Origin of the sequence: Streptomyces sp. G5(2025), from assembly GCF_049542075.1 — a bacterium.
Classification (GTDB): Bacteria; Actinomycetota; Actinomycetes; order Streptomycetales; family Streptomycetaceae; genus Streptomyces.
In genome coordinates, this window is the sequence record NZ_JBMUZT010000006.1 from 5030050 (window position 1) to 5046099 (window position 16050).

Annotated in this window: 14 protein-coding genes and 1 pseudogene; 8 read left to right on the top strand and 7 right to left on the bottom strand. The window is 71.2% G+C overall.

All coding sequences use genetic code 11. The features are described 5' to 3' along the window. Positions 1-232 precede the first annotated feature (232 nt). Positions 233-2080 carry a phosphoenolpyruvate carboxykinase (GTP) gene (locus tag ACOBQB_RS33815; protein WP_423597239.1) on the top strand — a complete coding sequence of 616 codons (1848 nt, stop codon included), beginning with the start codon at positions 233-235 and terminating at the stop codon, positions 2078-2080. A 582-nt stretch (positions 2081-2662) separates the two neighbouring features. Here the strand turns inward: ACOBQB_RS33815 and ACOBQB_RS33820 are convergent. Together ACOBQB_RS33820 and ACOBQB_RS33825 are read right to left on the bottom strand one after the other, a co-directional pair. Beyond that, a complete protein-coding gene (locus ACOBQB_RS33820; protein ID WP_423597241.1) occupies positions 2663-3073 on the bottom strand; it encodes a hypothetical protein in 411 nt (136 codons plus the stop codon). An 88-nt stretch (positions 3074-3161) separates the two neighbouring features. Next, complete coding sequence (locus ACOBQB_RS33825) at positions 3162-4373, bottom strand: pyridoxal phosphate-dependent aminotransferase (RefSeq protein WP_423597243.1); 1212 nt, start codon at positions 4371-4373, stop codon at positions 3162-3164. A gap of 168 nt (positions 4374-4541) precedes the next feature. Here ACOBQB_RS33825 and ACOBQB_RS33830 point away from each other — a divergent pair, with 168 nt between their 5' ends. Beyond that, positions 4542-5393: a trypsin-like peptidase domain-containing protein gene (locus ACOBQB_RS33830; RefSeq protein ID WP_423597245.1), complete on the top strand. Its 852-nt coding sequence runs from the start codon at positions 4542-4544 to the stop codon at positions 5391-5393. 76 nt (positions 5394-5469) lie between these two features. On the opposite strand, the gene ACOBQB_RS33835 is transcribed toward ACOBQB_RS33830, so the two are convergent. The 3 genes from ACOBQB_RS33835 to ACOBQB_RS33845 form a co-directional block, all read right to left on the bottom strand. Continuing rightward, positions 5470-5877 carry a DUF2267 domain-containing protein gene (locus ACOBQB_RS33835; protein WP_423597247.1) on the bottom strand — a complete coding sequence of 136 codons (408 nt, stop codon included), beginning with the start codon at positions 5875-5877 and terminating at the stop codon, positions 5470-5472. Positions 5878-5982: 105 nt separating this feature from the next. Then, positions 5983-6405, bottom strand: a complete 423-nt coding sequence (locus tag ACOBQB_RS33840; RefSeq protein WP_398795825.1) for an Hsp20/alpha crystallin family protein — start codon at positions 6403-6405, stop codon at positions 5983-5985. Between the two features lie 145 nt (positions 6406-6550). Further along, positions 6551-6931, bottom strand: coding sequence for a hypothetical protein (locus ACOBQB_RS33845; protein ID WP_423597249.1), 381 nt, complete (start codon positions 6929-6931; stop codon positions 6551-6553). A 389-nt stretch (positions 6932-7320) separates the two neighbouring features. Here ACOBQB_RS33845 and ACOBQB_RS33850 point away from each other — a divergent pair, with 389 nt between their 5' ends. The 4 genes from ACOBQB_RS33850 to ACOBQB_RS33865 all read left to right on the top strand — a co-directional run bounded on the left by ACOBQB_RS33850 (position 7321) and on the right by ACOBQB_RS33865 (position 10390). Then, complete coding sequence (locus tag ACOBQB_RS33850; protein ID WP_423597251.1) at positions 7321-7662, top strand: MerR family transcriptional regulator; 342 nt, start codon at positions 7321-7323, stop codon at positions 7660-7662. Between the two features lie 294 nt (positions 7663-7956). Then, positions 7957-8160: a cold-shock protein gene (locus ACOBQB_RS33855; RefSeq protein ID WP_010986199.1), complete on the top strand. Its 204-nt coding sequence runs from the start codon at positions 7957-7959 to the stop codon at positions 8158-8160. 286 nt (positions 8161-8446) lie between these two features. After that, positions 8447-9955 carry a DEAD/DEAH box helicase gene (locus ACOBQB_RS33860; protein WP_423597254.1) on the top strand — a complete coding sequence of 503 codons (1509 nt, stop codon included), beginning with the start codon at positions 8447-8449 and terminating at the stop codon, positions 9953-9955. A gap of 141 nt (positions 9956-10096) precedes the next feature. After that, a complete protein-coding gene (locus ACOBQB_RS33865; protein WP_423597256.1) occupies positions 10097-10390 on the top strand; it encodes an SCO5918 family protein in 294 nt (97 codons plus the stop codon). Positions 10391-10406: 16 nt separating this feature from the next. Here ACOBQB_RS33865 and ACOBQB_RS33870 read toward each other — a convergent pair whose 3' ends face one another. Both ACOBQB_RS33870 and ACOBQB_RS33875 read right to left on the bottom strand, forming a co-directional pair. Further along, entirely contained in the window at positions 10407-12035 is a 1629-nt protein-coding gene (locus ACOBQB_RS33870) for an N-acyl-D-amino-acid deacylase family protein (RefSeq protein WP_423597258.1), read from the bottom strand. A gap of 544 nt (positions 12036-12579) precedes the next feature. Further along, a pseudogene (locus tag ACOBQB_RS33875) lies at positions 12580-13933 on the bottom strand (amino acid deaminase). 166 nt (positions 13934-14099) lie between these two features. Here ACOBQB_RS33875 and ACOBQB_RS33880 point away from each other — a divergent pair. Together ACOBQB_RS33880 and ACOBQB_RS33885 are read left to right on the top strand one after the other, a co-directional pair. Next, positions 14100-15287, top strand: a complete 1188-nt coding sequence (locus ACOBQB_RS33880) for a PfkB family carbohydrate kinase (RefSeq protein WP_423598941.1) — start codon at positions 14100-14102, stop codon at positions 15285-15287. Then, positions 15284-16042: an IclR family transcriptional regulator gene (locus tag ACOBQB_RS33885; protein WP_356575247.1), complete on the top strand. Its 759-nt coding sequence runs from the start codon at positions 15284-15286 to the stop codon at positions 16040-16042. Before ACOBQB_RS33880 ends, ACOBQB_RS33885 begins: the two co-directional genes overlap by 4 nt. Positions 16043-16050: the final 8 nt, after the last annotated feature.

The following is a 16050-nucleotide window of genomic DNA, read 5'->3' on the forward strand; positions in this document are numbered from 1 at the left end:
GCAGTACCCGTCATCAAATCGGGTGGAACGCCACCCTCGTGCCCGAAGCCGTACAAGTGGCGATGCTCACTCCGCTCAAGTGTGATGCCCTCTGGACAGATGGGCGGACGCGTCGGATGATCAAATGAGTGCGGTCGGCACCGGATGAGCGCCAAGGGAAATACACGTGAAGCGTCCGGGTCGCAGCCCCCACGGGGCATACATCCCAAAAACCCCTCGATTAGGAGCAATCGTGGCGCGCGACATCGCGGCTCCCAGCACCGTTCCGACCAACACCGTCCCGACCCGCCACAAGGAGCTCGTCTCCTGGGTCGACGAGATCGCCGAACTGACGCAACCGGACAGTGTGGTCTGGTGTGACGGCTCCGAGGCGGAGTACGAGCGCCTGTGCGAGGAACTCGTCGCCAAGGGCACGTTCAAGAAGCTCGACCCGATCAAGCGCCCCAACTCCTACTACGCCGTGTCGGACCCGACCGACGTCGCGCGCGTGGAGGACCGCACCTTCATCTGCTCCGAGAAGGAGGAGGACGCGGGCCCGACCAACCACTGGAAGGCCCCCGCCGAGATGCGGGAGATCTTCCGGGGCACCGACGGCAAGGGCGGCGTCTTCCGCGGGTCGATGAAGGGCCGCACGATGTACGTCGTGCCCTTCTGCATGGGCCCGGTCGGCTCGCCGCTGTCCGCGATCGGCGTCGAGATCACCGACTCGGCGTACGTCGCCGTCTCCATGCGCACCATGACCCGCGTGGGCCAGGCGGTCCTGGACGAGCTGGGCGAGGACGGCTTCTTCGTCAAGGCCGTCCACACCCTCGGCGCCCCGCTCGCCGACGGCGAGGCCGACGTGCCGTGGCCGTGCAACTCCACGAAGTACATCTCGCACTTCCCCGAGGACCGCGAGATCTGGTCCTACGGCTCGGGCTACGGCGGCAACGCCCTGCTCGGCAAGAAGTGCTACGCCCTGCGCATCGCCTCCGTCATGGCGCGCGACGAGGGCTGGCTCGCCGAGCACATGCTGATCCTCAAGCTCACGCCCCCGCGCGGTGAGTCGAAGTACGTCGCCGCCGCCTTCCCGTCCGCCTGCGGCAAGACGAACCTCGCCATGCTGGAGCCCACGATCTCCGGCTGGACCGTCGAGACCATCGGCGACGACATCGCCTGGATGCGCTTCGGCGAGGACGGCCGCCTCTACGCGATCAACCCCGAGGCCGGCTTCTTCGGCGTCGCGCCCGGCACCGGCGAGCACACCAACGCCAACGCCATGAAGACGCTGTGGGGCAACTCCGTCTTCACCAACGTCGCGCTCACCGACGACGGCGACGTCTGGTGGGAGGGCATGACGGAGGAGACCCCGGCCCACCTGACGGACTGGAAGGGCAACGCCTGGACGCCGCAGTCCGGCACCCCGGCCGCGCACCCCAACGCCCGTTTCACCACCCCGGCCGCCCAGTGCCCGATCATCGCGCCCGAGTGGGAGGACCCCAAGGGCGTGCCGATCTCGGCCATCCTCTTCGGCGGCCGCCGCGCGAGCGCGGTCCCGCTGGTGACCGAGTCCTTCGACTGGCAGCACGGCGTCTTCCTCGGCGCGAACGTGGCCTCCGAGAAGACCGCCGCCGCCGAGGGCAAGGTCGGCGAGCTGCGCCGCGACCCGTTCGCCATGCTGCCGTTCTGCGGTTACAACATGGGCGACTACATGGCGCACTGGATCGACGTGGCCAAGGGCAAGGACCAGTCCAAGCTGCCGAAGATCTACTACGTGAACTGGTTCCGCAAGGACGAGAAGGGCCGCTTCGTGTGGCCCGGCTTCGGTGAGAACTCCCGCGTCCTGAAGTGGGTCGTGGAGCGCCTGGACGGCAAGGCCGAGGGCGTCGAGACCCCCATCGGCATCCTGCCGACGGTCGACTCGCTCGACACCGAGGGCCTGGAGCTGGCCGACGCCGACCTGAAGTTCCTGCTCACGGTCGACAAGGAGGTCTGGCGCGACGAGGCCTCGCTGATCCCCGAGCACCTCAACACCTTCGGCGACCACACGCCCAAGGAGCTGTGGGACGAGTACCGCGCACTGGTGCAGCGCCTGGGCTGAGACCGCACCCGCCATCCCGGAGGGGCCCCGCACAACGGCGTGCGGGGCCCCTCCGCGTACGTACGCGCGCATGCCGCTGTGCGTTACGTACGCACATACTTCGCGGCCCCGTCGCGGCGGCTCGCGGACGCCGAAGGCGAGGACACGCCCCGCCGAAGGACATCGCCCGGAGCGCCGACGGCAAGCGGGTCACCGGCACCAGGTCACCGGCACCGAGGCGACCTACGGCACGGCACGCGCTGCTCGCGGCCGACGACCCGGCGGAGCCGGCGCGGGCCGGACGCGCCGGCCGAGGTGGCGCGTCGGCGCCGGGCGGCGGCGTGGCGCGCTCCCCGGTGCCGGTCACGTGGGCGATCAGGTTGGTGGGTGCCGAGGGGGACTGCGTGAGGGCCTCGGCGGCGGCCGGCCGCGGCAACGGCACGTGCGAGGCGCGGGCCGTGGGCGTCTTCGGCAGCTCGCCGGAGCTGCTGATCCCGCCCGGCGGGCTACCGTCCGGCCGGGCCACGGTGAAGATCACCGCCGGGGCGGAGCGTCGTGGGTGGCACCCGGTCCGTGGCCTTCCCGGCCGCGGACCGGGGCCGATCAGGAGGCGCCGACCAGGCGCGTGGCGTCCGCGTGGGCGTCCATGCGCTCGGCGGCCAGGATGGCCGCCGCGGTGTCGGCGCGGGAGGCCGCCACGACCAGGGCGCGGCCGGCGAGGGCGTGCGCGCGCTGGTGCAGGGCGGTCAGGGCGGGTTCGTGGATTGCCGTGGCGACCGACGAGCGCGCCGGCTGGGCGCCGCCCCGCAGCCGCGCCACCTCGCACGCCAGTCGCTCGGCGGCGGCGTCCAGGTCGGCGGCGGGGGCGAGGGCGCGCAGCTCGTCGGTGACGGCGAGGAGCGCCGCGAGGTGCCCGGCGAGCTGGATGTCCAGCTCTTCCTCGCGGGAGCGGTGGGGGAAGTCCGCGTCATCGGCCATCGAGTGGACCGACTTGGTGCGGATCGGCTCGTACATGGGTGGCCTCCAAGCGGTATGGGGACCATCCTATCTTAGATTTCGTCTAAAGTTGAGTCGCGTCCGGGAGGCCGGGCGCGGGCCCCGTTCACGGCTGGCTGTAGCCGTCCAGGAAGTTGCCGATCCGCCTGACCGCCTCCGCGAGGTCGGTCGCCGTCGGCAGCGTCACGACCCGGAAGTGGTCAGGTTCCGGCCAGTTGAAGCCCGTGCCGTGCACGACCATGATCTTCTCGGCGCGCAGCAGGTCGAGGACCAGCTGCCGGTCGTCCTTGATCTTGAAGACCTTCGGATCGAGCCGCGGGAAGAGATACAGCGACCCCTTCGGCTTCACGCAGCTCACGCCGGGGATCTGCGTCAGCAGGTCGTACGCGGTGTCGCGCTGCTCCAGGAGCCGCCCGCCCGGCAGTACCAGGTCGTTGATCGTCTGCCGCCCGCTCAGCGCCGCGACGACGCCGTGCTGGCCCGGCATGTTCGCGCACAGCCGCATGTTGGCGAGGATCGTCAGGCCCTCGATGTACGACGAGGCGTGCGCCTTCGGCCCCGAGATCGCCATCCAGCCGACGCGGTAGCCCGCGACCCGGTACGCCTTCGACATGCCGTTGAAGGTGAGGGTGAGCAGGTCCGGGGCGATGGCGGCGGTCGGGGTGTGCGTCACACCGTCGTAGAGGATCTTGTCGTAGATCTCGTCGGAGCAGACCAGCAGATTGTGGCGGCGCGCGATGTCGGTCAGGCCGCGCAGCATCTCGTCGCTGTAGACCGCGCCGGTCGGGTTGTTCGGGTTGATGATGACGATCGCCTTGGTGCGGTCGGTCACCTTGCGCTCGATGTCGGCGAGGTCCGGCATCCAGTCGGCCTGTTCGTCGCAGCGGTAGTGCACGGCGGTGCCGCCGGACAGGGACACGGCCGCGGTCCACAGGGGGTAGTCGGGCGCCGGTACGAGGACCTCGTCGCCGTCGTCGAGCAGGCCCTGCATGGCCATGACGATCAGCTCGGAGACGCCGTTGCCGATGAAGACGTGCTCGACGTCGGTCTCGATGCCGAGGGTCTGGTTGTGCATGACCACCGCGCGGCGGGCGGCGAGCAGGCCCTTCGCGTCGCCGTAGCCGTGCGCGGAACCGACGTTGCGGAGGACGTCCTCCAGGATCTCCGGCGGGCACTCGAAGCCGAAGGCGGCCGGGTTGCCGGTGTTGAGCTTGAGGATGCGGTGGCCCGCTGCTTCCAGCCGCATCGCCTCCTCAAGCACGGGGCCCCGGATCTCGTAACAGACGTTGGCGAGCTTCGTCGACTGGATGACCTGCATGGCGGCGAGCTTACGGGGTGTTCTTGCGGCGGTTCGGCGAATATCCCCGGAGCGCCCCGGAGCGCCTTCGTCGGCGCGCGGTCTTGTCCTCGGGCGCCGGGCCCCCAACAATGCGCATGACAAACCGAAGGACCTTCGGTCATGCAGTCATCCAGAGGGGACCCCCACATGAACAAGCCTCTCGTCGGCGCGTGTCTCGCCGCCCTGCTCTGCGGAGCGACGGCCGCGCCCGCGGCGGCCGCCGGTGCCGAACGGGCCGAGAAGCCCGCGGTCAAGGCCGTCAGCCTCGCCGGGACCGTGGCGCTCAGCAACTGCTCCGGCTCCGTCGTGCGCGTACCCGGTTCGCAGCCCGGCGACCCCGCCCTGGTCCTGTCCAACGGCCACTGCCTGGAGAGCGGCTTCCCCGCCCCCGGCGAGGTCGTCGTCGACAAGCCCTCGTCGCGCCGCTTCACGCTCCTGAACGCCTCCGGCGGCAGCCTCGCCACACTCCGGGCGAGCAAGATCGCGTACGCCACGATGACCGACACGGACATGTCGCTCTACGAACTCACCACCACCTACCGCGACATCGAGACCAAGTACGGGATCAAGGCACTGGAGCTGAACACGGCGCGCCCCGAGCGGGGCCGGGCGATCACCGTCGCCTCCGGGTACTGGAAGAAGCTGTACAAGTGCGGCATCGACGGCTTCGCGTACCGCCTCAAGGAGGGCAGCTGGACCTGGAAGGACTCGGTCCGCTACACCCCCGAGTGCAAGACGATCGGCGGCACCTCGGGCTCCCCGGTGATCGACGACGCGACCGGCAAGGTCGTCGCCGTCAACAACACCGGCAACGAGAGCGGCGGCCGCTGCACGGACAACAACCCCTGTGAGGTCGACGAGAGCGGCCGGGTCACGGTGCGCGAAGGCATCAACTACGCGCAGCAGACCTACACCCTCGTGCCGTGCGTCGGCACCGGCAACAAGATCGACCTCGGCCGGACCGGCTGCACTCTGCCGAAGCCGGCCGGGGGCCGGTAGCCGCCTGACGCCGCCGCGGGTGCCGTCCCCGCGCCTCGGGCCCGGAGGTCCGGGGGCGGCACCCGCGCGGCTCGTCTCAGGCCGCCTGCGCCAGCTCGGCCCTGCCGAACAGCAGGGCGTACCCCGGCGGCAACAGGCCCAGCAGGCGGTCCACGAGCTCCCCGTCGACCGCCTGCGCCAGGACGGCGAGGACGGAGCTGACGTCCCATCGAGCGGTGGCCGGCGTGGCACCCTCCAGGCGCAGCGCCACGCTCTCGACGAACTCGGCGGCCGTGAGCTGCCGCCTCACGGGCACCTCGTCCGCGATCAGCTTCGCCGCCTCGACCGGCAGCCGGGCCGCCAGTTCGACGCGCTCGTCCCCGATGACCCCGACAACTTGGCCGCCGAGGGCGGACAGGACGGTGCGCGTCACGCGCTCCGCCTCCGCGGCGGTGGCGTACTGCCCGGATTCCCTTACCGCCTCGATGAGTTCGCTCCATCTCATCGTGCGTTCTCCTCCGTCTTCTCTTGTCGACCGGCCGCGCTCCCCGCGCGGCCGACTCTCACGTGGCCGGCCTCGCGCGCCGACCTGCCTCGCGCGCCGGCCGGGTCAGCCGCTGATCTGCCGCCGCCCGCTGTCGCCGCCGCTGATCTGGATCTTGCGCGGCTTGGCCTGCTCGGCCACCGGGATCCGCAGCGTCAGGACGCCCGCCTCGTACGAGGCCTCGATCCGCTCGGTGTCCAGGGTGTCGCCCAGGAACAGCTGGCGGGAGAAGGTGCCGGTGGGGCGCTCGCCCACGATCAGTTCCACGCCCTCGGGGGCGGGGGAGCGGCGCTCGGCACGGACGTTCAGTACGTGGCGTTCCACGTCCAGGTCGATCGACTCGGGGTCGACGCCCGGCAGATCGAAGTGGACGACGAACTCGTCGCCCTGGCGGTAGGCGTCCATCTGCATGCCGGCCGGACGGGCGCTGTTGAAGACCTGCTGGGCGAGGCGGTCGACCTCACGGAATGGGTCGGTACGCATGAGCATCACGGGTCACTCCCTTCGACGGTGCTGGGTGCGATGCCCTACGGATTTCTATATAGCTCGGAGGAGGAAAATTGACAAGGCCGGACTCAGGTCCGGTTCCGCGGGTGGCGCGGAACCGGACCTGAGCCCGGCGCGGGTCAGACGGTCAGGAGTAGCTGAGGTCGCCCACGCTCCAGGCGCTCACGTCCTGGAGGGCGATGCGGTACATCCCGCCCGTCTCCGGCAGGCCCAGGGTGCCCTGGAGGATCCGGGCCAGGTGGAAGTGGAGGTGGGTGGGGGCGGTGTCCCGCGGCGGGTCGTCGGGCGCTCCGTCGGGCGCCTCGTCGGTTTCGAACACGGAGGCGAACGGGCCCAGCCGGTCGGAGTCCTTGAGGACTTCGGCGACGCGCCGCCGCCACAGGGCTTCGGGGGCCAGTCGTCCGGTGATGACGGCACCGGCCACGACCACGGTGAGGGACATCTGATTGCTGTGCTCGGACTCCACCAGGGTGGCGATGTCGACGAGCAGTTCGTCAGGCTTCGACATGACTGGTGAGCCTACCGACGGCAGAGGGTCCGTGGGCCCTTGGATCCCTCCACGTCCGCTTCCGAAAATCTATCGCGACGGGAGTAGACATGCGCAACCGTCGTTGTTAGAGTTCTTGGTGTAGTCAAAGACGTTGCAAGACAGTGCAAGGAAGGGAGCGAACGCCATCAGGATCGCCCGGGCGGGGCAGGACGTCGTTCGGGTACCGAAGGCCCCGGATTGGAAGGTGGTCCCCGGTCACGCATTCACGATCCCCGCACCCCCGTCCCGTCGGGCGGCCGTGCGGATACAGAGAGCCGGCACACAGGGCCGGTAGATGGTGTTGAAACCCCTCGGGGCCTGGTGCCAACGGCACCAGGCCCCTCGACGCGTTCCAGAAAAAGGTGCAAATGCCCCCAGAGACCCTCACGCAAGGCCCCGACCGGTTCGATGACGACGACTACCCCGCCTACACCATGGGCCGGGCCGCCGAGATGATCGGCGCCACCCCCGGCTTCCTCCGAGCCGTCGGCGACGCCCGTCTGATCACCCCGCTGCGCTCCGAGGGCGGCCACCGCCGCTACTCGCGTTATCAGCTGCGCATCGCCGCGCGCGCCCGCGAGCTCGTCGACCAGGGCACGCCGATCGAGGCCGCCTGCCGCATCGTCATCCTTGAGGATCAGCTCGAAGAGGCCCAGCGCATCAACGAGCAGCTGCGTGCCGCCAAGGCCGAGGGGGCGCCGTCGTCCTGAGGGCGCCGTCGTCGTATATCTGTGACGGCAGATGCAGAATTTCGAGCGATGCGCGATGAGGGTTTATCCGCCGACGAGTGGAGCGATAAGCAAAACCCTGCACCGTCGGCGATGGCGTGCTACTGTCGATATCAGTTGCAGTTGTGGTTCCCAGAGACTTCAAGTGCTCGGTCGGCGTTATGTGTCGGCGGGGCACTTTGTATTGCCGGGTCATTCCGGACGGGTTAATCATCGCGGCGACGCGGAGTTCGCACAGTGTGGATTCCACGGGCACTGCCCCGAAGGAGATATGACATGGCTACTGGCACCGTGAAGTGGTTCAACGCGGAAAAGGGCTTCGGCTTCATCGAGCAGGACGGCGGCGGCGCCGACGTCTTCGCTCACTACTCGAACATCGCCACCCAGGGCTTCCGTGAGCTCCAGGAGGGCCAGAAGGTGACCTTCGACGTCACGCAGGGCCAGAAGGGCCCGCAGGCCGAGAACATCGTTCCCGCCTGACGCTGACGCGCACTTCGTAGCTGGGGCCCGCACCTTGGGTGCGGGCCCCAGCTCGTGCTGTTTCCGGGGGGCGTGTCACCTTCCCCCGCTGTCGACGTGGCACGACGGACCAGTCCGGTGAATCCACCCGGAGTCCGCATCCCGTCTCTTTTGACCGGCCGGTCACGGAATATTCCGGCGGCCGGAATTTTGTTTCATTTTTCACCGGCCGTTCCTGCAATTCCGGGCACTGAAGTCAGTGTCGCCGAGAATTCCTCGATACGCGCCGCATCGAGGAAGGTTCTCCATGAACCGCTCAACACGCACGAACGGCCGACACGCGGGTGGCCCCCGCTCCTCCGGCGGCTTCCGCGCCTCGGAGGGCTCCCGCTCCGGCGGCGGCCCGCGAACCGGTGGCTCCCGCTCCTACTCCAAGGGCCCCTCCCGCCGCCCCGCCGCGCTCCAGGGAGAGTTCGCCCTCCCGGTCACCGTCACCCCGGCCCTGCCGCCCGTCGAGGACTTCGCCGCGCTCGGCCTGCCGAACGCCATGGTGGAGACCCTGACCCGGCTCGGCGTCACCGCGCCCTTCCCGATCCAGGCGGCCACGCTGCCCAACTCCCTCGTGGGCCGCGACGTCCTCGGCCGCGGGCGCACCGGATCCGGCAAGACCCTCGCCTTCGGCCTCGCCGTGCTCGCCCGCACCGCCGGGCAGCGCGCCGAACCGCGCAGCCCCCTCGCCCTGATCCTCGTCCCCACCCGCGAGCTCGCCCAGCAGGTGACCGACGCCCTCACCCCCTACGCCAAGGCGGTGCGGCTGCGCATGGCCACGGTGGTCGGCGGCATGTCGATCGGACGCCAGGCCGGCGCCCTGCGCGTCGGCGCCGAGATCGTCGTCGCGACACCCGGCCGGCTCAAGGACCTCATCGAGCGGCGCGACTGCCGGCTCGACCAGGTCGCCGTCACCGTCCTCGACGAGGCCGACCAGATGGCCGACATGGGCTTCCTGCCGCAGGTCACCGAACTCCTCGACCAGGTCCGGGCCGACGGTCAGCGGATGCTGTTCTCCGCCACCCTGGACCGCAACGTCGACCTCCTCGTCCGCCGCTACCTCAGCGACCCGGTCGTTCACTCGGTCGACCCCTCGGCCGGCGCGGTCACCACGATGGAGCACCACGTGCTGCACATCCACGGTGCCGACAAGTACGCCGCCACGACGGAGATCGCCGCCCGCGACGGACGCGTGATCCTCTTCCTGGACACCAAGCACGCTGTCGACAAGCTCACCACGCACCTGCTCCAGAGCGGGGTACGGGCCGCCGCGCTGCACGGAGGCAAGTCACAGCCCCAACGCACGCGTACGCTCGCCCAGTTCAAGTCCGGTCAGGTCACGGCGCTCGTCGCGACGAACGTCGCGGCACGCGGCATCCACGTGGACGACCTCGACCTCGTCGTCAACGTCGACCCGCCCGCCGACCACAAGGACTACCTCCACCGCGGCGGCCGCACCGCCCGCGCCGGGGGCTCCGGCAGCGTCGTCACGCTCGTCACCTCTGCGCAGCGCCGCGACATGAACCGTCTGATGGTCGCCGCCGGGATCACACCGCAGACCGCGCAGGTGCGTTCCGGCGAGGCCGAGCTGACGCGCATCACCGGGGCCAGGACCCCCTCCGGCGTACCGGTGACCATCGCCGCCCCGCCGAAGGAAGGCTCCCGCCGCAGCGCGCCCGCCCGCGGCCGACGCCCCCGCGACGGCCGCGCCCGCCGCGCGTACGCCGCGCGTACGCAGGGCGGGGATGGCCAGGGCGCGGCAGCCTGAGAGGGCGGGCCTGGGCCCGCCCCCGCCGTCGTCATCGCCGGCAGGCCGGGCCGTTTTCCGTCCCAGCCCGCCCGGCGGCGGTCTCTCCCCCTCACCCTCTCCCTTCTCTCCCCGTTCCTCTCCCGCTCCCTGTGAGGCACCATGCGCTGTGTCATCGCCCGCTTCCCCTTCGACCTGTTCAAGAACGAGGTCGAGCAGGCCATGAAGGGCGTCAAGCCCGAACCCGTCACCGGTGAGTCCGTGATCATCGGCCGCCGCCACTACCCCGTCAAGCAGGTCGGGGAAGTCATCACGCGCCAGGACCGCCGCGACTTCTCGGCGCAGGAGGTGACCCGGGCCCTCTCCGGCCTCGGCTTCACCTGCCGCGCCGCGCCCGCGCCCGCCCCCGCCGCCGAACCGGCCGTACCGCAGGCCTGGCCGACGACCCTCGTCTGACCCCGGGGCGGGCCCTTCACGGAGTCCGGCGTATGGCGCGTCCCGCGAGGACGTCCGTGCGCCGGCCGTCCCGCATCACGAACCGGCCGTCGATCAGCACATGCGGAATCCCGGTGGGAAGCGTGCGCGGCGCCTCGAAAGTGGAACCCGCCGCGACGGTCTGCGGGTCGAACAGGACCAGATCGGCGCGGTAGCCCTCGCGTACGAGTCCCCGGTCGGGGAGCCGGAGGCGGGCGGCGGGCCGTGAGGTGAGGTGGGCGACGGTCTCTTCGAGGGACATGACGCCCAACTCCCGCGCGTAGCGCCCCAGATACTGCGGGAATGTGCCGTACGCGCGCGGATGCGGCTTGAAGCCCTGAAGAATGCCGTCGCTGCCGCCCGTGTGCACGCGATGGCGCATGATCGCCCGGACGTTCTCCTCGTGGCCCACGTGCTGGAGGATCGTCGAGCCGAGGTTGTCGTCGATGAGCAGACGCCGGGCGGTGACCCACGGCTCCTCGCCGCGCTGAGCCGCGGAGCGGGCGATCGTCTTGCCGACGCAGGAGGCGAGCCCCGGGTCGGAGACGCCGGAGACCTCGATGGTGTCCCACTCGATGGGTACGCCGTGACAGCCGTCGGCGCCGATGACCTCCATGTGGTGGCGGATCTTCTCGGCGCTCGCGTCGTCCCGCAGGCGCGCGAGGATCGCCTCCGGCCCCCCTTCACTCGCCCAACTGGGCAGCATCGCCACGAGCGTCGTGCAGCCCGGGGTGTAGGGGTACGTGTCGAGGGTGATGTCCGCGCCGCGCGCGAGGGCGTCGTCGAGGAGAGCGAGCAGGTCCGGGGCCTTGCCCTTGTTCACGCCGAAGTTCATCGTCGCGTGGGCGAGGTGAAGGGGACAGTTCGCGGAGCGCGTGAGCTCCACCATCTCCTCGTAGGCCTGGAGCGCGCCGGCGCCGTAACTGCGGTGGTGCGGGCAGTAATAGCCCTTGTGGGCGGCAACGACCCGGCAGAGCTGGGTGAGTTCGGAGTCGTCGGCGTACACGCCGGGGGTATAGGTGAGGCCCGACGACATGCCGACGGCGCCCTCCCGCATCCCGTCCGCCACGAGCTGCCGCATGCGGTCCAGCTCGGCGGGGGTCGCGGGACGGTCGTCCCAGCCCATCGCGTACATGCGGACGGTGCCCTGGGGGATGAGATACGCGGCGTTCACAGCGATGCCGTGGCCGCCGTGCGAACGGTCCAGGCGGTCCAGGTACTCGCCGACCGTCCGCCAGTCGAAGTCGATGTCGTCCCCGTCACCGTTCCAGCCGGTGATGGCCCGGCGGACCTGGGCGAGCGTACGGTCGTCGACCGGGGCGTAGCTCAGGCCGTCCTGGCCGATGACCTCCAGGGTGACGCCCTGGGCCGCCTTCGCGGTGTGCGCGGGGTCGCGGAGCAGGGCCAGGTCGCTGTGGGCGTGCATGTCGATGAAGCCGGGCGCGAGGACGAGACCCTCGGCGTCCAGGGTCTTCGCGGCCGAGGGGCGCGGGCCGCCGCCGTTGCCGTTGTCGTTGTCCTGCCGGTGGATCTCGGTGATCCTGCCCTCGTGTACGGCGATGTCGGCGCGGTAGGAGGCACGTCCGGTGCCGTCGATGACGCGGGCGTCTCGGATCACCAGGTCCATGGGGGGCCTCTCTTGGTTGCGGGGGTGGAGGTTGGCCGGCGGTTATCCGCCGGTGGTCGGCGGCCGGCGGTCGGCTTTTCCCGGCCTTCGGCCGGATCGGGCCCCGCCCGCCCGTCCGTCCTTGCGGGTTGGTTGTCGGGTGCGGGTGGCCCCGGTGGGGGCGGTGGGCGTCGGCGGGTGCGGGCCGTAGGTGGGCCCCGGCCTTCTGCCCCCGCCCGCCCGCCCGCCCGTCCGTGCGGGATCGTTGTCGGGTGCGGGTGGCTTCTGGTGGCGGCGGCTGAGCGTCGGCGGGTGCCGGTCCCGGGTGGTGTTCGGCCTTCGGCCGGAGGTGTCCCCACCCGCCCGCCCGTCCGTGCGGGGCCGTTGTCGGGTGCCGGTGGATCCCGTGGGGGCCGGGTGCCGTCGGCGGCCGACGGCGAAGGCCCTCCCGGCGCGGAGCGGCGGTTTGGGGGATGGCTGCCGGGTTACGGCCGGTGGGTGGGAGACGTCCGGCGCGGAGCGGCGGTTCAGGGGGTGGCCGCCGGGAGCCACCCCACCCCCCGCTTCAGAAGAACGTCCGCACGTAATCCGTGACCGTCCCATCCGCCTCCACCAGCGGAATCAGCTGCCACTTGTCGAACACCGTGCACGGATGCGAAAGCCCCATCCCCACCCAGTCCCCCACGGCCAGCTCCGCCTCAGCCCCCGTCCGCACCCACCCGTGCTGATCGGACAGCCCCGTCACCGTGATCCCGGCCGCCGCCCGCTCCACACCGTCGCGCCGCACCACATGCGCCTCGGGCAGATCCAGGTCGTACGCCGCGTCCCGCTTCCCCGCGTTGACGAACGCCTGCGTGGCGGAAGGCCTCGACACCACCTGGGCCCACAGCCGGAACGCCGGTTCGAGCGCGCCCTCCTGCGGGACGCGGTTGAAGGGCGTGAGGTGCCGGTAGTGACCGTCGTCATGTGAGACGTACGCACCGGAGCGCAGCAACTTCAGTACGGGCACGGACAGTTCGGGAAGCTCCGCGAAGACCGACGCCACCGCGTCGAACCACGCGCTGCCACCCGCGCTGACCACGACCTCCGGCAGGTCCGCGAACCGCCCCGCCTTGTCGAGCTCGACGGCCAGCGCGGTCAGCCGCCGAAGCCACGCCGTGACCCGCTCCGTGGTGGCCTGCGGCACCTCGCCCTCGTACCCGGCGACGCCCACGAGCCGCAGCGTGTCCGCGCCCGCGACGGCGTTGGCGATCTCGAAGCACTCGGCCTCGGTCCGCACACCGGTGCGCGCCTCGTCACCGGCGGCCAGTTCCAGCACGACGTCGACGGGACGGCTGGCGCCCGCATCGCTGAGCGCCGCGTGCATCAGCTCGACGCCGCGTACGGAGTCGACGTAACAGATGAAGCGGAAGGACGGGTCGGCGTCCAGCTCGGCGGCGACCATGCGCAGCGCCGCCGCGTCGACCAGTTCGTTCGCCAGGAAGATCCGCGAGACGCCGAACGCCCGTGCCACGCGCACCTGGTGGGGCACCGCCAGCGTGATGCCCCACGCCCCGCGCTCCAGCTGCCGGGCGAAGAGCTGCGGCGCCATCGACGTCTTGCCGTGCGGCGCGAAGGCCAGGCCGTGCCGCTCGGCGTACGTCTCCATGAGCGCGAGGTTGTGTTCCAGGCGCTCGGCGGAGAGCGCGAGGACGGGGGTGGTGAAGCCGCCGGTGAAGAGGTTCCTGCGCTCGGCCGCGAGCTCGCCGACCGTCAGCCCGTCGGCGTCCGGGGAGGCCCTTGAAGCGGTGGTCGATCCGCTCGTCCGCGAGCGCGGCGAGCGCATCCGCAGCACGGTCGGCGGCGGCGTCGGCGGCGGTGTCGACAGTGCTGCGGAGAGCGTTGTCGACGGCGTCGAAGGCGGGGTTGTCGGCGGCCATGGGCGCCTCCTCCAGAGGTGCGTTGCAGCGTGTGCAACAGTCATTGCGTATGTCGCTGACAGCTGTCTAACATCCGAGCCAACCCCGGGTCAACGGATCCGGAGAGACGGTTGAGGGGCTGGAGATCGTGACCGCACAGGCAGCCGCGAGGGCGGCCGCGCAGGCGATGGTGGACGTCGTGGCACTCGGCGAGTCCATGGTCACGTTCCGGCCCGCGCGCCCCGGCCGCCTCGCCGACGTGCCCTCCTTCGACCGCGGGATCGGCGGCGCCGAGTCGAACGTCCTGTGCGCGCTCGCCGCCGCCGGACACACCACCCGCTGGGTCAGCCGCGTCGGCGCCGACGGCTTCGGCGACCACCTCGTCGAGACGATCGCCCGCTACGGAGTCGACACCTCCGCGGTCGGCCGCGACCCGCACCGCCCCACCGGCATCTACTTCCGCACCGCCGACGACCGCGACACCGACGCCCACGAGGTCGTCTACTACCGCGCGGGCTCCGCCGCCTCGGCCATGGCGCGCGGCTCCGTCGACGAGGACGCGCTCGCCGCGGCCCGCATCCTGCACCTGTCGGGCATCACACCCGCACTCTCCGCCGACTGCCTGGCCCTAGTACGCCACCTCTGCACCCGACGCCCCGCCCGGAGCCCCGACCGAGTCCCCATCGACCCCGTCGGCCCGCGCGCCCCCGTCGACTCCCGCGCCCCCGTCGATTCCCGTGCCCCCATCGACCCCGTCGACTCCCGCGCCCCCATCGACCCCTGCACCTCGTACGCCCCCCACACCCCCCACACCCCCCGCATCCCCCTAGTCTCTTTCGACGTCAACCACCGCCCCGGCCTCTGGAAAGACGCCACCCCCGGCCCCGACGTGCTGCTCCACCTCGCGCGCGGCGCCGATCTCGTCTTCGTCGGTGAGGACGAGGCCGCGACCGCCTGGGGCGTGACCGGCGGCCCCGACGCCCTGCGCGCCGCCCTGCCCGAACCCGCCGCCCTCGTCGTCAAGCAGGGCGCCCGCGGCGCCACCGTCTTCCGGCATGGCGAGGACCCCGTCTTCCAGCCCGCCCTGCACGTCGACGTCGTCGCGCCCGTCGGCGCCGGTGACGCCTTCGCCGCCGGGTTCCTCTCCGCCACCCTGCGCGGCCTGCCCGCCGCGCAGCGGCTGCGCCACGGCCACCTCATGGCCGCCGCCGCCCTCACCGACCCCGGTGACCTCGCGACGCCCCCCGCCCGCGCACACGCCGACCGCCTCGCCGCCCTGGACGACACCGCCTGGGAGACACTTCGTCTCGGCCCCGGCTGGACGGCGAACGCCCCAGAGCACGGCGGGGCCGACGAGGAGGTACCCACCCCATGAGCCAGACCGTCGACCGAGCGCTCTCGATCCTGCCGCTGCTCGCCGAAGGCCCCGCCGACCTCGGCCAGGTCGCCGACCGGCTCGGCGTCCACAAGTCCACCGCGCTCCGGCTCCTGCGCACCCTCCACGAACACGGCCTGGTCTTCCGCCAGTCCGACCAGCGCTACCGCCTCGGCGCACGCCTGTTCGCGCTCGCCCAGGAGGCCGTGGAGAACCTCGACGTGCGCGAGATCGCCCACCCCCACCTCCTCGCCCTCAACGAACGGTGCGGCCACACGGTCCACCTAGCCGTCTACGAGGACGGGGAAGTCCTCTACATCGACAAGGTCGAGAGCCGCTACCCGGTGCGCATGTACTCGCGCATCGGCAAGCCGGTGGCGATCACGGTCGCCGCCGTCGCCAAACTGCTCCTCGCCGACTTCCCGGAAGCCGAGCGCCGCGCCCTCGCGGAGAAGCTCGACTACCCCACCTACACGTCCCGTTCGACACCCAACGCCGCCGCGTTCCTGCGGGAGCTGGAGAAGGTGCGCGAACAGGGCTGGGCCACCGACCTCGGTGGCCACGAGGAGTCCATCAACTGCGTCGGGGCCCCCATCCGCGGCGCGGACGGACGCGTCGTCGCCGCCATGTCGGTCTCCGCGCCGAATGTCGTCGTCACCGCCGAGGAACTCCTCGCACTGCTCCCGCTCGTACGCCGTACGGCGGAAGCCATCAGCCGGGAGTACTCCGGCCACGCCCCCCTGAAAGAAGCCTGAAGGACAGC

What these genes read in the sequence shown, in the direction of transcription:
- ACOBQB_RS33820 (WP_423597241.1), bottom strand. Translation starts at nt 3,073, where the DNA reads ATGTACGAGCCGATCCGCACCAAGTCGGTCCACTCGATGGCCGATGAC.
- ACOBQB_RS33825 (WP_423597243.1), bottom strand. Translation starts at nt 4,373, where the DNA reads ATGCAGGTCATCCAGTCGACGAAGCTCGCCAACGTCTGTTACGAGATC.
- ACOBQB_RS33830 (WP_423597245.1), top strand. Translation starts at nt 4,542, where the DNA reads ATGAACAAGCCTCTCGTCGGCGCGTGTCTCGCCGCCCTGCTCTGCGGA.
- ACOBQB_RS33835 (WP_423597247.1), bottom strand. Translation starts at nt 5,877, where the DNA reads ATGAGATGGAGCGAACTCATCGAGGCGGTAAGGGAATCCGGGCAGTAC.
- ACOBQB_RS33840 (WP_398795825.1), bottom strand. Translation starts at nt 6,405, where the DNA reads ATGCTCATGCGTACCGACCCATTCCGTGAGGTCGACCGCCTCGCCCAG.
- ACOBQB_RS33845 (WP_423597249.1), bottom strand. Translation starts at nt 6,931, where the DNA reads ATGTCGAAGCCTGACGAACTGCTCGTCGACATCGCCACCCTGGTGGAG.
- ACOBQB_RS33850 (WP_423597251.1), top strand. Translation starts at nt 7,321, where the DNA reads ATGCCCCCAGAGACCCTCACGCAAGGCCCCGACCGGTTCGATGACGAC.
- ACOBQB_RS33855 (WP_010986199.1), top strand. Translation starts at nt 7,957, where the DNA reads ATGGCTACTGGCACCGTGAAGTGGTTCAACGCGGAAAAGGGCTTCGGC.
- ACOBQB_RS33860 (WP_423597254.1), top strand. Translation starts at nt 8,447, where the DNA reads ATGAACCGCTCAACACGCACGAACGGCCGACACGCGGGTGGCCCCCGC.
- ACOBQB_RS33865 (WP_423597256.1), top strand. Translation starts at nt 10,097, where the DNA reads ATGCGCTGTGTCATCGCCCGCTTCCCCTTCGACCTGTTCAAGAACGAG.
- ACOBQB_RS33870 (WP_423597258.1), bottom strand. Translation starts at nt 12,035, where the DNA reads ATGGACCTGGTGATCCGAGACGCCCGCGTCATCGACGGCACCGGACGT.
- ACOBQB_RS33880 (WP_423598941.1), top strand. Translation starts at nt 14,100, where the DNA reads ATGGTGGACGTCGTGGCACTCGGCGAGTCCATGGTCACGTTCCGGCCC.
- ACOBQB_RS33885 (WP_356575247.1), top strand. Translation starts at nt 15,284, where the DNA reads ATGAGCCAGACCGTCGACCGAGCGCTCTCGATCCTGCCGCTGCTCGCC.